At 53.4% G+C, this 15,514-nt stretch carries 11 protein-coding genes; 3 read left to right on the top strand and 8 right to left on the bottom strand.

All coding sequences use genetic code 11. The features are described 5' to 3' along the window. Window positions 1–22: 22 nt before the first annotated feature. The 4 genes from PCI15_RS01800 to PCI15_RS01785 form a co-directional block, all read right to left on the bottom strand. Entirely contained in the window at window positions 23–3,124 is a 3,102-nt protein-coding gene (locus PCI15_RS01800; RefSeq protein WP_271272664.1) for an efflux RND transporter permease subunit, read from the bottom strand. A gap of 1 nt (window position 3,125) precedes the next feature. Further along, a complete protein-coding gene (locus PCI15_RS01795) occupies window positions 3,126–4,511 on the bottom strand; it encodes an efflux RND transporter periplasmic adaptor subunit (RefSeq protein ID WP_271272663.1) in 1,386 nt (461 codons plus the stop codon). Further along, on the bottom strand, window positions 4,508–5,143 hold the full coding sequence (locus tag PCI15_RS01790) for a TetR/AcrR family transcriptional regulator (protein WP_271272662.1): 636 nt from the start codon (window positions 5,141–5,143) through the stop codon (window positions 4,508–4,510). Before PCI15_RS01790 ends, PCI15_RS01795 begins: the two co-directional genes overlap by 4 nt. A gap of 230 nt (window positions 5,144–5,373) precedes the next feature. Beyond that, complete coding sequence (locus PCI15_RS01785; RefSeq protein WP_271272661.1) at window positions 5,374–6,117, bottom strand: YkgJ family cysteine cluster protein; 744 nt, start codon at window positions 6,115–6,117, stop codon at window positions 5,374–5,376. Between the two features lie 228 nt (window positions 6,118–6,345). Between PCI15_RS01785 and PCI15_RS01780 the strand changes: the two genes are divergently transcribed. After that, window positions 6,346–8,148, top strand: a complete 1,803-nt coding sequence (locus tag PCI15_RS01780; RefSeq protein ID WP_271272660.1) for a hypothetical protein — start codon at window positions 6,346–6,348, stop codon at window positions 8,146–8,148. A gap of 25 nt (window positions 8,149–8,173) precedes the next feature. Here PCI15_RS01780 and PCI15_RS01775 read toward each other — a convergent pair whose 3' ends face one another. The 4 genes from PCI15_RS01775 to aldA all read right to left on the bottom strand — a co-directional run bounded on the left by PCI15_RS01775 (window position 8,174) and on the right by aldA (window position 13,891). Further along, window positions 8,174–9,790 (bottom strand): GMC family oxidoreductase, encoded by a 1,617-nt coding sequence (locus tag PCI15_RS01775; RefSeq protein WP_271272659.1) that lies wholly within the window; start codon window positions 9,788–9,790, stop codon window positions 8,174–8,176. Next, the gene (locus PCI15_RS01770; RefSeq protein WP_271272658.1) at window positions 9,790–11,022 is read right to left on the bottom strand and encodes a mandelate racemase/muconate lactonizing enzyme family protein; all 1,233 of its coding nucleotides are present in this window, start codon (window positions 11,020–11,022) and stop codon (window positions 9,790–9,792) included. The genes PCI15_RS01775 and PCI15_RS01770 overlap by 1 nt, the downstream gene beginning before the upstream one ends. Beyond that, on the bottom strand, window positions 11,022–12,314 hold the full coding sequence (locus tag PCI15_RS01765) for an MFS transporter (RefSeq protein WP_271272657.1): 1,293 nt from the start codon (window positions 12,312–12,314) through the stop codon (window positions 11,022–11,024). Before PCI15_RS01765 ends, PCI15_RS01770 begins: the two co-directional genes overlap by 1 nt. A 152-nt stretch (window positions 12,315–12,466) precedes the next feature. After that, entirely contained in the window at window positions 12,467–13,891 is a 1,425-nt protein-coding gene (gene aldA / locus PCI15_RS01760) for an aldehyde dehydrogenase (RefSeq protein ID WP_271272656.1), read from the bottom strand. A gap of 332 nt (window positions 13,892–14,223) precedes the next feature. Between aldA and PCI15_RS01755 the strand changes: the two genes are divergently transcribed. Both PCI15_RS01755 and PCI15_RS01750 read left to right on the top strand, forming a co-directional pair. Then, window positions 14,224–14,985, top strand: coding sequence for an IclR family transcriptional regulator (locus PCI15_RS01755; protein WP_271272655.1), 762 nt, complete (start codon window positions 14,224–14,226; stop codon window positions 14,983–14,985). Window positions 14,986–15,078: 93 nt separating this feature from the next. Beyond that, entirely contained in the window at window positions 15,079–15,486 is a 408-nt protein-coding gene (locus PCI15_RS01750) for a hypothetical protein (RefSeq protein WP_271272654.1), read from the top strand. Window positions 15,487–15,514 lie beyond the last annotated feature (28 nt).

The raw sequence follows: 15,514 nt of genomic DNA, 5'->3' as shown, positions 1-15,514 counted from the left end.
CACCTGCAACAACACGAACTGGCTAATCTTCAGTCACATGCTGGCGGGAATTCGCCAGTCCGAAATCTTCCAGAATGCTGTAACAGCATGGCACTACAAACAACACCAGCAGGGTTGAACTGGCAATACCAAACACAATACTGACCGTTAGCGGAATCAGTATCTGTGCCTGCAGGCTGGTTTCAAATAACAGCGGTGTCATCCCGGCAATCGTGGTCAGAGACGTCAGCAGGACGGCACGGAACCGGTCATGGCTGGCTCTCGCTGCTGCCGCGTGTACGCTCATGCCTTCGGCAATGCGCCGCTTAACAAACTCCACCAGCAGAATCGAGTCATTCACCACAATCCCCGCCAGCGACACAAACCCCAGCATCGACGGCATGGTAATATCCAGCCCCAGTAACCAGTGTCCCCAGATTACACCGATCAGCGCCAGCGGAATGTTGATCATCACGATGACCGGTTCCATATACGAGCGGAACTGGAAGCTAAGCAATATAAAAATGCCCGCCAGCCCCATCAGCATGGATTTACCCATCGAGCCCTGAGTCTCGCCGCCTTCGGCCACTTCGCCTTTGAAAACCAGTTTCACATCCGGGTAGCGCTCAGCAAACCCTGGCAAAAAGCTCTGTTTCAGGTCTCCCAGTACCGCATTGGTGTTATTCAGGTTGGCGTCGATATCCCCCAGCACGGTCACGGTTCTGAGGTTATCCACACGGTGAATCCGGGAGAAACTTCTCGTCGGTACTATCTCCGCCACATTGCCTAACGGAATCACCGCACCGTTGGCCGGATTAATAATCGGGAAGTTATCGAAGTCGGCCAGCTCATCCCGGGAAGCTTCATCCAGTTCAACGATGACTTCATAGTTTTCCAGCCCGATGCTGGACTCAATCACCTTACTGCCCTGAAAGGCTGCCCGCAGCTGCACCGCAATGCTTTGTGCGGTCATCCCCAGACTGTATGCACCATCCTTCAGGTGCAGGGTAAATTCAGGCTTGCCCGGGCGCAGATCATCCAGCAAATTATTCACACCGGGATACCCTGCCAGCCAGGCCTGCAAGTCATGAGATGCCACAGACAAACGTTCCAGATCGGCCCCCTGCAGACGAATTTCAATGGCCCGGCCGGCAGGTCCAAGCCCAGGCTCTTTAATGGCAATGCTCCAGGGGCCCTGAATACTGTCCGCCCGTTCCAGCCACTGCTGTTTCAGCGTGTGTATCGAGAAATGGCGCTGCTCTGCTGTCAGCAGATCCACGCTGATAGTTGCCAGATGCGGGCCGGATTCAAACGCGTCTGAATTAGTCCCGTAATTCACTGTTACGGCATTCACCACCGGCTCTCCCTGAGTATCACTTAACGGCCCGGCGACCTCCTCTAACTGCTGCTTCAGCTGAGCAACCACCTGTTCGGTTTTCTCAATGGGTGTGCCGGTCGGCATCAGAATTTTGGCCTGCAGAATGTCCCCTTCAATGGTCGGAAACGCAGAAAACTTCACGACCCCTGAGACCATCAGGCTGACCGAAACAATCAGCAAAGCAATAACGCCACCGACAAAGGCATAGCGGATACGAATCAGCGCGGTAACACCGGCATCGATCTTCAGCCGGAGCCGGTCAAACACCTCATCAACCTTTATGCGTAAAGCCGATGCCTTTTGCTTACCCGCATGTTCAAGAGAGTGATAAAGATGGCTCGGCAAGATAAAAAATGCCTCGATCAGGGACACCGAAATCACCGAAATCAGCACCACCGGAATGACCACCAGAATCTGCCCGATATCGCCGGTCAGGCTGAGCAATCCGCTGAAGATACATAAGGTTGTCAGGAAGGAAGAAAACACCCCTTTGGCCACCACTGAAGTACCGTCAATGGCTGCCTGCAGTGGCTTTTTACCGTGCCGCAACTGCTGACCGATACTCTCCGAGATCACAATGGCATCATCCATCAGAATCCCCAGCGCCAGCAGCAGCGCCACCATCGACAGCATATTGATGCTCATGCCCATCATACCCAGCACAAAGGCACTGGCCAGGAAGGAAACCGGCAGGCCCATCACCACCCAGAACGCATAACGGGTGCCGAAGAACAGCCACATCACCGCAAACACCAGCAACAACCCCTGCCAGGCATTCTTCGCCAACATGCTGATCCGGTCTTCAATGATACTGGTGGAATCCTGAGTCAGGGCCAGCGTCACTTCGCCGGGCAGACGCTGCTGCTCCTCTGTAATAAAGCCTTCTACAGCCGCCAGCACATCCAGGCTGTCATCCACTGTATTCTTGCTGACTTTTAAAAACGCCGCTGGCTGGCCGTTGTAGGTCACCTTGTTGGCATCGGTATCAAAGTCACTGCGAATGGTGGCAATGTCACCCAGACGCAGTTCATTACGCTGATCCCCACTGATAATAATCAGTTCAGCCATTTCCTCCGTGGTACGTTTTTCATCGCTGAAACGGATCTGATATTCCTGCTCTTTACCACTCAGTTCACCGGCGGGCATATCCACGTTCTGGCCGCTGATCTTATCGGCGATGTCCTGCAGGCTCAGGCCATACTGGCGCAGATTGTACTGCGCCACCTGAATCTGAAATTCCCGTTTACCGAAGCCCTGAATCTCCACCAGCGGAATACCCGGCGCCTGCAGCATCCGCTGCTTAAGCTGTTCGGCCAGGGTTTTCAGATCCCGCCTTGGCAGGTCTGCCGTCAGCGCAACAGTAACAACATCCTGAGTACGGCCGGTTTCAGCCACAACCGGTGTTTCACTGTCCTGTGGGAAATTATCCACACCGTCTACGGCGGAATTCACATCTTCCAGAAACTCACTGAAGTTACCGGCTTCGAGCATCTTCAGCGTCATAATGGCGCTGGAATCCCGCGCCTCACACCGCTTTTCTTCCATGAAACTGATACCGTCCATCGCATCTTCCAGCGGTTTACAGATCCCCAGTTCCACATCCGTCGCAGCCGCGCCCGGATACGCCACCGTCACCTGAACTTCATACTTATCGATTTCAGGAAAAGTTTCCCGCTTAATATCCGGCAGGGCCAGAATTCCCGCCAGCATGAACAGCCCCATCAACAGATTGGCCGCTGTCGGATGGGCAGCAAAGAAGCGAATCATCTCAGTGTGCCTCCAGCCAGTCCGCCAGCACCTGCTGTGCACCGGCATCGGTTTGCGGTGCCAGTAACATGCCGCTTACGGCCGGAAACAGATCCGAAGTAATCACCTGATCAGAAGGTAAACGTATTTGTTGTGGGTCCAGTAACAACATCTGCTGTTGCGCAAAACCTTCAACCGGCTGGCGTATCAGAGTTTGCCCTTCACCGGCCAGATACAGCTCACCTTCGTGCAACGCGGTGCGCGGCACGACCAGAAATGCCTGTGCCCGGCCCTGCAACTCAACCTGCATATACATACCGTCGATCAGCGGCGGCTTCAGCCCCGGCTCCACCTGTTCATAAGGCCGGGCAACACTGACAATCACGCCAACCGTCCGGGACGCCGGATCAAGGTTATTACTGATCCGCTCAACCTTCGCTTCCCAGTTAACCCGGGCATCATTGCCCACCAGACTGACACGGGCCGTCAGCCCCAGACGGCGCATCAGTGTATCGGTCTCTGCGCCTTCCTGAATAAACACATCCGCCTGCTCGGCCGGCAGATCAAACCCTTTGGATAACAGGCGCATTTGCGGCAGCGCAAACTGTGCATTAATCAGCACCTTATCAATGGTCTGAGCAGAAAACAGCGATGCATTCAGTCCCACGTACTGGTCCGTCTCAACCGACTGACTGGCAATGCGGGCATCAAACGGCAGGCGGATTTGAGTACGTTCCAGATTCAGTTCCTGAGCGGCCACTTCAGCTTCGGCAATTTCCAGCTGCGCCCGCAAAACCTCTGTGGTGTACGGCAAAGCATCCAGGCTGTTCTGTAAACTCTGCACTTCCTGACGGGCCTGTAATACCGCGTTTCGCTGGCTGTCTACCTGTGACTGGGCGACAGAACGCTTCTTAAGTAACTGCTCAAAACGGACCAGCTCCTTAGACGCCAGACTGAGCTTATCTTTCGCCAGTTTCAGATCCAGTTCCGCATCCTGACGGGTGATATCCTGTTCCGCCAGATTCGCCCGGTTCTGCGCCAGTGTCGCCTGTGCTTTTTTCAGCGCCAGTACGTAATCACTGTCATCGATCTGCACCACCAGTGTTCCCGCCGGCAGCAATACCCCCTGTTTCAGTTGCGGGTGAACATACACCACCTTACCGGCCACTTCGGCCCGCACATCCAGCAGGATATCCGGCTCCACTTCACCGTAGCCGGTCACCGTTGGCCGGACTTCATACTCCGCCACCTGCAGTGTGGTCACCGGCACGCCGGTTTCAGCACTGACCTGATGCTGCATCTGTGGCCGGGACTTAATAATCACCAGCGCAATGACAACCCCCATTGCCACCACCAGCGGCAATGCCCAAAACCGGCTCAGCCAGGATGTTTTATTGGTCTGGCTCATTGCACAGCCCCCTCTGTAAAAATACGGTATACATGTTCTGCCCAGGCATCGCTGGCAATCTCTTCATGACTGATCTGCCATACCTGTTCGCGGACAGGTACCGCAACAAACGGCGTGATGATCATATTAATCAGCGAGAACCCCAGCCACTTAGGATTCATATCCGCCCGGATACGGCCTGCAGCCTGTTCTGCAGCAATCAGCTTTGGCAGCATTTCGGCGGTCCGTTTCGGCAGAGTGGCGATGAAAACCTTCTTCAGTTCACTGTCTCCGGCAATGACCTCATCGGCAATCAGCCGGGTTACCGGCTGATTTTTTGCGAAAAACTTCACCGAGCGGTGAATAAACATTTTCAGGGGTTCATCCGCTTCCATCACGGCCTCAAAATCGGCCTGCTGATGTTTAGCAACCCGCTCCAGCAAAGCCAGAAACACGCCCTGTTTATCACTGAAGTAATACTTAATCATCGCCGACTGAGTATTCGCCTGGCTGGCCAGTTCCCGAATGGTAATGCTGCGGTAGCTCTTATGGCGCAGCAACTCAAAGGCGGCATCAAGCAGATCTTCACGGCGTTTTTCCTGCAAAGCAGGATCTGCCGGACGGCCCCGTTTGGGTTTTGCTGACTGAGTCATAAGGCTTAGTGCTCTTTAAATTATTATTTAATTAATCATTTGATAAGTTAAATAGTAAAGCTTATGACTGACTTTGCAAAGCCTTTCTTTCGCTGCACGGCAACACACCCCGCGGATAAGCCCGGAACGGCGCGCAGGAGTATGCCCCAGGCATTTGTTAACTTGGGTTAAGCTGTCGTAAAAATTTGCAAAGAGGTTATCTCGCACCGAAGAACCCGGCGCAGAAACAATCAGACCCCGGCGGGCCCGAGCGCGTTTAACGCTTCAAGATAGACAGGTTTCCAGGAAAGGCAGAACTCAGAAGGTTCACCGCCGGTATCGGTCAGTAAATCCAGTAATCCCGGAATCAGCAGGCCCTGTTCTTTATACATGCCCTGCTGCTCTGCAGCGATCAGCAACGCCGTCACCGCCGCCTGAAAAATCCGGTGGGTCAGCGGGCGCTGCGAAATCTGCCGGCCATCTGTCAGCGACTGTTCACAACTCTGAGCATTCTGTGAACTGAACATACGGCACACTAAAGGCCGGTGCTCATACACGCTGCAACTTTGTTCGTCTGTGAGTAACGGACAGGGCGCGCGCATAAACGCACCACTGCGCTGGCGGATATCCTGCTGCATGCGTCTGTTCAGATCTGCCAGTTCAGCATCACTGAGGCTGAGCTTAAGGTGCAGGGCTAACTGAACGATATCCTGAGGCGCAGCCTGTACCGGAAAGTGACAACAGTGACTGCAGCCCTGCTGACAGGCGGTTTGATAGTTATCCGGAAAGTTGGCAACAAAAATATGCTCGGCATGGACAATACTGTTGTTGCAGATTCTGAGGGTATCAGCCGGCGTGGCAGCGTCTTTAACGTCTTCATAAATCTGTCGGCAGAGCTTATTAAACAGATCATCATAAATAACGCCCGCCTTACGCATCGCTTCAGCGGCAAACTCGACTTCACTGTGATCAAAAAATTTATCCGTTTGAGACATAACCCCTCACCAGGCTGCTATTGCGGATTCAGCGCTGATTATACCCGCGAGGGCCTTCTTCCCGCCAACCGGATTCAGCGGAAATCTGTACCTGTCAGTTTTTTTTCGGCTGTACATATAAGAATGCTTTAAACGGCCGATATGAAGCTTATCAACATATCGAAGGAGGCTGCGCCACTCTGTATCCACATATAGGGATGATGTCTGAGGGCAGGCAAGGATGACACCATGAAACTCTATTCTGCAACGCTGACCACACAACCCCAAAACAGCCTGACAGGTTCCCGGACCACAGACACAAGCCAGCCGAACGCTCAGGCAGCACAGCAGCTAAAAAGCGCTCAGCAAGCCAGCCAGGATTCTCTGATTAAAAACGACGGCCCGGTGAACGCCCCCCGGGGTGAGAAATTCACCGTTACCGATCCCTCAGCAACGGTTAAAACCTACTTTGTGCTGGGCGATGAACGCAACGAACGCATCGAAAATGTCCTCAACCGGGTCAGTGAAGAACAGCGCCAGTCGCTGATTAATACCGAAATGATCCTGGATGAAAACTTTCTGGCACTGGCAGAATCGCTGGATGATACGGCACTCGGACATCTGGCCAGCAGCATTGATAAAATGCAGACCCCGGCGACGGTGCATATGGCCCCTAACTTCGGGCTGGCAACAGCCCGGCTGGCCAAAGAGTTTGTCGCGGATCTGACGGCGATGTCATCCGACACCCAGCTACGGGTACTGGAACGGGCAGCGGGTTATGCGGAGCAGGTCATCAGCCGCCCAACTGATTCCACCTACAGTGCCAGCGGCACGCTGCCGTTTGCACAGCCTTCGCCTTCAGCTAACAACCTGTATAACTTCGTCAGTGCTGTTCACAAAACCGATGAACCGGATACCATGCTGGATTCCCTGCAGCCCTTCACCGAATCCCAGCAAGATACTTTGTTACTGATTTTTGGCGCCGATAACCAGTTAGGTCAGGATGTGGTTGAAGGCCTGGCAGAACGCTCTGAACAAACCACCGATTCATTCCTTAACTATCTGGGCGGATTAGCCGAGAAGGCACGGCCGGGATTCGAATACGGTTTCAATAAACCGGTTGGATATGAAGAGCCTGACCAGGCCAATATCGATTACGACAATGACATGCTCTGGGTCGTCAAAGACATGCTGGATACCACCATGAGCTTTATTTCTGACTACCAGTTCAGCGATGAGCAGCTGTCCGCCATGACCGATAAGCTCAGTTACATGGAAACCACCCACCAGCGCAGCTATCTTGAGATCACCGAAACAGGCCTTGAAACCCTGGTCGGCGATGAAGCAGAAACACTGCAACTGGAAGACAACCCTGAAATCATCGAAACCCTCGACCAGTTACGTGAAAACCATCAGACCCGGGAAGGCATTGCCCTGAGCCGGATGGGTGATGACACCGGCGACCCGAAATCCCGTTACGCAATCAAAGACGATTACGAGAGTAAACGGGATCAGAAAAACATGATCCGCCTGATGGTCACCGATGCCTGGCTCAACCAGGATGACATCAGCCGCAGCACCGAGCTAAACACGACTTTCTCTGAGCTCAACGCCGAACAGCGCGACCAGCTGGTGCAGGATGTTAATCAGCTGAACCCTGCATCTGCACCGCTGGCGCTGCAGGATACAGAGGAACTGAATCAGCAATTCTCCCGCTTCCTGACCCGTACCAATACACTGGCTGAAACGGATAATCCGGCCGCGCTGTTACAGGCCGAAGAACAACAGCCCGGCGAGCAGACAGAAAACTTCTGGCAGGCCGCTGAGTTTGCCGGTGATCAGGTTGATGCGCTGGTTGGCGTACTGTTAACCAGCAGTGAAGCGGTCGGGGCACAGTTACTGGACAACCTGACCAGCAGTGCAGCCAGTGTTCAGGCAGGGGAAACCGGCGCGCTGCAGGCCCGGACTGAGCTGATCGAAACCCTGAGTTTCTTCAGCGAACCACACCCGGAAGAAGAGCAGCTCGAATACCTGCAGAAGATTGCCCGGTAAAACAGCTGAGCAGAAGATCAGGTCTTCAGACCTGATCTTCAAGGATCATAGCAGCGCCCTTTTCCGCCACCATCATGGCCGGCGCATTGGTATTACCGGACGTGATATTAGGGAAAATGGATGCATCCACCACCCTTAATCCATCCACCCCGTGCACCCGTAAACGGGCATCCACCACACTGTCGGCAAGACCCGGTCCCATCCGGCAGGTGCCGCAGACATGATAAATTGAGCCGGCATTCTCACGGTAATACGCCAGCAGCGCCTGCGCATCATCCGCCTGATTCGCGGGCATTACCTCAGTTTCAGTCACCGCCTGTAATGCCGGTGCCTGCATCAGTGCCCGCACCAGCTTATGCCCCTGCTGAACTTCCGCCAGATCTTTCTCTGTTGACAGATAGTTAAAGGTAATTGCCGCCGGCGCCGCCGGATCAGAAGACGCCAGCATCACACTGCCCTTACTGGTCGGCCGGCAGGGATTAAACGCCACCAGAAAACCGGAATACGGCTCCGGCTTAAGCCGCGCTTTCGGGTCCGGCGGAATCTGATAGGACATGGGGTTAAAATACAGCTGAATATTCGGCAGCGCTTCTGCCGGATCGCCTTTAAAAAAGCCCCCGGCCTGATTCACACTCATAGACAGCGGCCCCCGCCGGTTCAGCGCATATTGCAAACCGGCCTTCGCCTGCCCAAGCAGCGAACCAAAGTCATCATTCAGGGTTTTAACCTTCGCTTTAAAATAGTAACTGAGGCATAAATGATCCTGCAGATTCTGGCCCACCGCCGGCAAATGCTGCACTTCGGAAACGTTAAATTTCGCCAGCAATTCCCGGTCACCGATGCCGGAAAGCTGCAGTAATTTAGGCGAATCTATCGCCCCGCAGGCAAGAATTATTTCCCGTTTTGCAGTTGCTGTTTTCTCAGTTCCGTTCTGCACAAAAGCCACAGATTCCGCACATTTCCCAGCAGTAAAACTTACCTTTTCCACCCGAACATTGCGCAGCAAAGTCAGGTTGGGACGTTGCAGGGCAGGCTTAAGATACGCCGTATTGCTGGAGTCCCGCTGCCCTTTGCTGATATTGGCTTCGTACACACCGGCGCCTTCAAATTCCGCCCCGTTAAAATCATCCGTTTGCGGCCAGCCCAGTTGCTCCGCTGCCTGCAGATAATATTCACACAGTGGGTGAGCATCCGCCTTCATCGGCAGTATGCCCATTTTCCCTTCGGCAGAACGGTACGCGGTATTCCCCGCCGGATGACGCTCCAGCTTTTTGAAGTACGGCAATACCTCATCATAGGACCAGCCGGGGTTACCGGCCGCCGCCCAGTCATCAAAATCCGTCCGCTGACCACGCACATAAATCATCGCATTGATCGAACCAGAGCCCCCCTGCACCTTCCCCCGGGGCACATACATGTTACGGCCATTCATGGCCGCTTCCGGCTGGCTGTAATACATGTAGTTGTAATCAGGGTTGTAGTAAGTTTTGGCAAACCCCACCGGCAGTTTTATCCACGGCAGGCTGTCTTTACCGCCGGCCTCCAGCAACAGCACTGAATACCGGCCGGACTCGCTCAGCCGGTCCGCCAGAATACAGCCGGCAGACCCGGCGCCGACAATTATAAAATCATACTGCATCATCACAGACCGGTTTTCTTCCAGTGAGTAGAAGACTGACGCTTGTAATCATAGGGCCGGGCATCCATCGACAGATGCAGCGTCGGTTCCGTATAAGGCGAACAGGCCCTGACGGTCTCCATGTTCAGTTCAACCCCTAAGCCCGGTTTGTCTGAAGGAATAATATAGCCATCCTGCCAGTCAATTTTCTCTTGCAGTACTTCAGCATGGAAACCGTCCCAGGTGCCGATACTTTCCTGAATCAGAAAGTTAGGCGTCGCCGTGGCAAGCTGAATGCTGGCCGCCGCACCCACCGGGCCGTTATACAGATGCGGGGCTATCTGGCAGTAATAAGCCTCCGCCAGCGCAGCGACTTTTTTCCCTTCCAGAATGCCGCCGACTCTGCCCAGGTTCATTTGCAGAATGGCTGCCGCCCGGTTCTTCAGTACATCGTGGAATTCAAATTTGGTCGTCAGCCGTTCGCCGGTGGCCACCGGTATGCTGGTTGCCCCGGCCACCTGCGCCATGGCTTCCGCCTGTCCCGGTGGAACGGGCTCTTCAAACCACAGCGGGTCAAAAGGTTCGAGACGCTTTGCCAGCCGGATGGCCGCCGCTGGCGTCATCTGACCATGGGTGCCAAACAACAGGTCACAGCTGGTACCCACGGCTTCGCGGATTTTTTCACAGAAGGTAGCAGATTTTTCCAGGTCATTCTGGGACAGCTGATGCCCGGAGTAAGCCGTATAAGGCCCCGCCGGATCAAACTTCAGCGCCGTAAAGCCCCGTTCTTTATTCTGCAGTGCACACTCAACCGCCAGCTCAACATTATCGTAGTCGTATTCGCCTTTGGCATTCTCCGGGTAGAGGTAGGTATAGCTGCGCAGCTTATGATTCACCTTACCGCCAATCAGCTCATACACCGGCTTACCGGCGGCTTTGCCGATGATGTCCCAGCAGGCCATTTCCAGCCCGCTGACCACACCCATCATGGTCAGATCCGGCCGCTGAGTGAAACCGCTTGAATAACATTCCCGGAAGAAGCGCTCCACATGGTGCGGGTCATGGCCTTTCAGGTAACGCTCGAAGACATCTTCAATGGCTTTTTCCATCACCGTCGGATGGAAGGAAGCGGCATACACCTCACCCACCCCCTGAATACCGCAGGCGGTTTTCAGGCTGACAAAGATCCAGTACATCCCGCCCACATGAGGCGGTGGCGTAGCAACAATATGGGTTTCGCAGGAAGTAACTTTCATCAGGAAGCCTTTTTATTCGCAATCATATTTTTCAGTCGCAGTGCCGTCAGCGTACCGACTACACCCATTACGGCAATATAGCCAAAGTAGAGGTTATACACAGTAACACCTTCATAACGGGCAGCAATAAAGCCGTTAATCTGTGGCAGGAAGATATCCGGGGTATAGGCGATCAGCGATACAACCCCGATTGCCAGACCCGTTACATGTAGCGGGATATCACAGTCATCCAGAATCGCCCAGTAAAGGCCACGGATCGCATACGTCAGCACACCGATCAGCAGTACCACGGCTAACAGAAAATACACCGAGTTCAGCTGTGGAAAAACGATCATTACCACCAACCCCAGAGACGCCCCCAGCAGCGCAACCGCCAGGATATTTTCTTTACCGTACTTATCCCCCAGGAAACCGGCGCCAATTCCGCCGATCGGGCGCATCCATAGTTTTGCAACCGTAATAAAACCGGCGGTGACAGCAGTTATCTCATAGCCTTCCTGTAAAAAGGCTGAAAATGAATACGTGGCCCAGAACAACTGATACCCACAGAAAATGATAATCGCCACCAGCCATAACTCTGGAATTGACATGAGAAACTTCAGATCACGCAGCAGATTTCCGCGGCTGCCGGACGTCTTATCTGCCACTTCCGGCGTGGCCGGCTCATTGCTGATAAACATAAAGGCCAGTACGCCAATCACAATACAGGTGAAGGAATACATATAAATAACCTGTTGTAATGCAACGGTATTACTCTGCCCCTGCGATTCGATTGCATAGGCAAAAATGGCAATGGCGATGGTCGCCAGGACCGCTTCAACCAGCCCACGGCCGCCATCCAGAATACCGAAGAAGCGGCCCTGTTCATTATGGCTGGCCAGCATTTTTACACCTTTCAGCATAGAGGCCCAGAACGTCAGACCCGCTCCGATTCCCCAGGCCGCAAAGATATACGGCAGCATGCTTTTATCCGGGATCGTGGCGAACCACAGCCCCAGCCCTCCGGTCAGCAGCATCGAAAACGCTACCAGGCCTTTGGGCGAGAAACGGTCCGCCAGCCAGCCGCTGGGCAGATAGCACACCATGTACATCACGCCGAGCATTGAATAGTAATCTCCCAGATCTGACGTGGTAATCTGAAAGGCTTCCAATATCGAGGTTTCAAAATTCTGGCGCAGATATAACAGGGGATAAATCGCCCCCGCCGCCAGCAGTAACAGCAGAAACTGAAAGTAACGTTTCAGGTTGGAGCTGCCCGAACCGGCAGCCATCGAAGCATTTAAAGTCGTCATTATTTTTATGTCCTTTCGGCTTCGTCAGAAGCCATCTTCTCAACGATCTACATTTTTCAGACACAGAGATACCCATGCCACAGTGCAGTCACTGCAGCCAGATAAACGGCGTCTTGATCAGATACGGGCAGGTGAGCCTGCCCGGTGTTACATCAGTACTTCTGAACCACTAAACGGGTCTGGGTGAACTCAAGCATGCCATGCTTGCCATCATCGCCCCCCAGTCCGGAACGTTTCCAGCCCGCGTGATAGCCCTGATAAGGATCTGCCGGCGTACGGTTGATATACACCTCCCCGGCTTCAATATTATTGGCCATGCCCATCGCAGTACGGTAATTCTCGGTGTAGATAACCGATGCCAGGCCAAACTGATGATCATTCGCCAGCTCCAGCGCCTCTTGCGCATCGCTGTACTTCAGCACCGGCAGTACCGGCCCAAAGATCTCTTCCTGCACAATTTCCATGTCCTGACGGCAGTTTGTTAACAGAGTCGGGGGATAAAAATGCCCTTTTCCTTCCGGAATATAGCCGCCCACTTCCAGCTGTGCACCATCATCAATGGCGCGTTCAACCATCTGATGAATATTCAGCCGGGCATTATCATTTACCAGCGGCCCCATATAAGCCGGATGGCTGGCACGGTCACCAAACTGACGTTCCTCCATATGCTGTTTCAGCAATGCAACAAACTCGTCATAGACCCCTTCATGAACATAGACCCGCTCTACCGCGGTGCAGAGTTGTCCACAGTTGGTGGTCTTGGACCCGACGATTTCACGGGCTGCCTGCTGCAAATCAGCATCCGCCTCCACAATGGCCGGTGTCTTACCTCCCAGCTCAAGAGAGGACTTGGCAATGTTTACCTGCGAATACTCCAACACCTTACGGCCGGCACCGACACTGCCGGTCAGGGTAATCATGCCTACTTTAGGATGGGTGCAGACAATCTCAGCAGTGGCATGATCCATGGTCAGAATGTTCACCACACCGGACGGTATCCCAGCGGCCTGTACCGCTTTAGCGATTTCAAAGGCCGAACAGGGGGTATTGTTACTGGGACGCACAACCACAGTGTTTCCGGTAATCAGCGCCGGGGCAATTTTCCGTAACAGGGTGTACACCGGATAATTGAAAGGGATCAGGCAACTGATAACGCCAATCGGCTCCCGCTGCAGCAAGAGGTTCTCAGACGGCGTATCACTCGGGATAATTTCACCTTCAATACGGCGCGCCCATTCCGCATGGTAGCGAGTGATATCTGCCGCATAGACCGCTTCATTGGTGGCGTCTTCCAGGCTTTTTCCGGATTCAAGCGCCAGCGCTGTACCAATCGCATCCTTATGATCCAGCAGCGCATCAGCCAGTTTATGAAGATACGCGCCGCGTTCGACACTGGTCAGTTTCCGCCAGACTTTTTGTGCCTGTGCAGCAATGTTTACCGCCCCGATCGCTTCATCTGAGGTGGCCGAAGGCACCTGCGCAACCAGCTCCCCATCAGCCGGGTTATACACCGCAATCATGGCGCTGTTTGCTGACGCAGTGAATGAATTGGCAATAAAGTTTTGTTCGATTTTCATGACGGATACCCTGTTATTGATAGCGAAATGCTAGGAGGCTTGGGCGAAACTGTCAATTTTCTTCCATATCCGAAATATTAATTCCATATAAGAAAAAACAAACAAAAACAATGAATTACATAAACCCATTTCGGTCTGCTTCCGCGATGTTAACGTGCAGTAACCGGTGAACAAACCGCCATCAGGCCCTCTTAAGAAGAGTTAAAAAAATTTTACTTTTTTTCAGCCTTCCGGCATTCCCTCCTAAGGACGCGTTTTCGGCCTGTTCAAGACAGATATAACCCTTCATAATCTGTTTGTTTTTCCATATACAGAAAAAGTGATGCCTGAAAATGCCGAGTAAAGACAAGTCTAAAGCCCCTGCGGTTGACCATACCGTTATGATTCTGGACTTACTGGCCGCGTCATCTTATCCGCTGACACTGTCAGAAATATGTGAAGCCACCGGCATTGCCGCGGCCAGCGGTCACCGGATTATCAACACCCTGATCGATCACCAGATGGTGGCGCTGGACCCCAGCCGGAAGAAATCCTATTGCATCGGATCCAAGATTTTCCAGATCGCGTCCACCATCTACAACAAACAGAGCATCATTGCGTTCTTTTACCCGATTGCCGAAATCCTTAAGAACGAAATCCATAAATCTATTTTTCTCTGCGTTCCCGTCGGTAACAAAGTTGTGGTCGTTTCCAAAGTGGAATCCTCCCTGAGCAGTGTCTTCAATATTTACATCGGCCAGACCATGCCCCTGCATGTATCTGCTTCCGGCAAAGCCATTCTGTCGATGCGACCGGACGAATTTCAGCACAGTTATCTGCTCAGTGAAGACAGCCTGCAACATGCCGATGCTGAAACCACCGCCCGTATTCATGACGATCTGAGCCGGGCTAAACGGTTGGGATATGCCGTCACCAACGGTGAAATCGACAGCCAGATCAGCTGTATTTCTGCCCCGGTCCTGAATTTACGTAATGAACCTGTGGCGGCAATCAGCGCAGGTATCAGCGGTGACATGCTTAACCCGCAGGATGCCCGGGACTATTCTAAAAAACTGATTCAGGCAGCACGGCAACTGTCGGCACGGATTGTCTGATACCTGAAAACCGTCGGGAACTCTGCACAGAAAACAGGTTCATAACAGCAGGATTGAGAAACCCCGCAGCATCCTTTATGCTGCCGCCATCTGATGACCCGGACAACCAAACCGACTGTGAACACTGCCACCCGAAAACCTCTGATCGCCCCGCTGATCCTCATGCTGCTATATGCATGGGGCGGGCATCTGTTTACCCTGGCGGTTACCGTTCACCTGCCGGCACCGGTTGTCACAGACACACAAACGCTGGCCGATAATGATGACCACGGACACGACCATGATCATCAGCAACAGTCATTCCATCAGACGTTCAATATTACCCACCAGCATCCGCCACAAACCGCTGATCATCTGCATGATTCGGTGCAACTGGCGCTGGATGGCAGTAACCATCACGCCCCGTTAACAGATACCCGTCCGTCATTCTACCGACAATGGATCCCTAATCCGCCGCTATTTCTGATCGAACGCCCTCCCAGAGCTCTGCAGCACGTCTGAAACCGGCAGGCCCGCGCCTGCCTGATGT

The organism is Aliamphritea hakodatensis, from assembly GCF_024347195.1.
Classification (GTDB): domain Bacteria; phylum Pseudomonadota; class Gammaproteobacteria; order Pseudomonadales; family Balneatricaceae; genus Amphritea; species Amphritea hakodatensis.
This window is presented reverse-complemented; position numbering and strand designations above follow the sequence as displayed.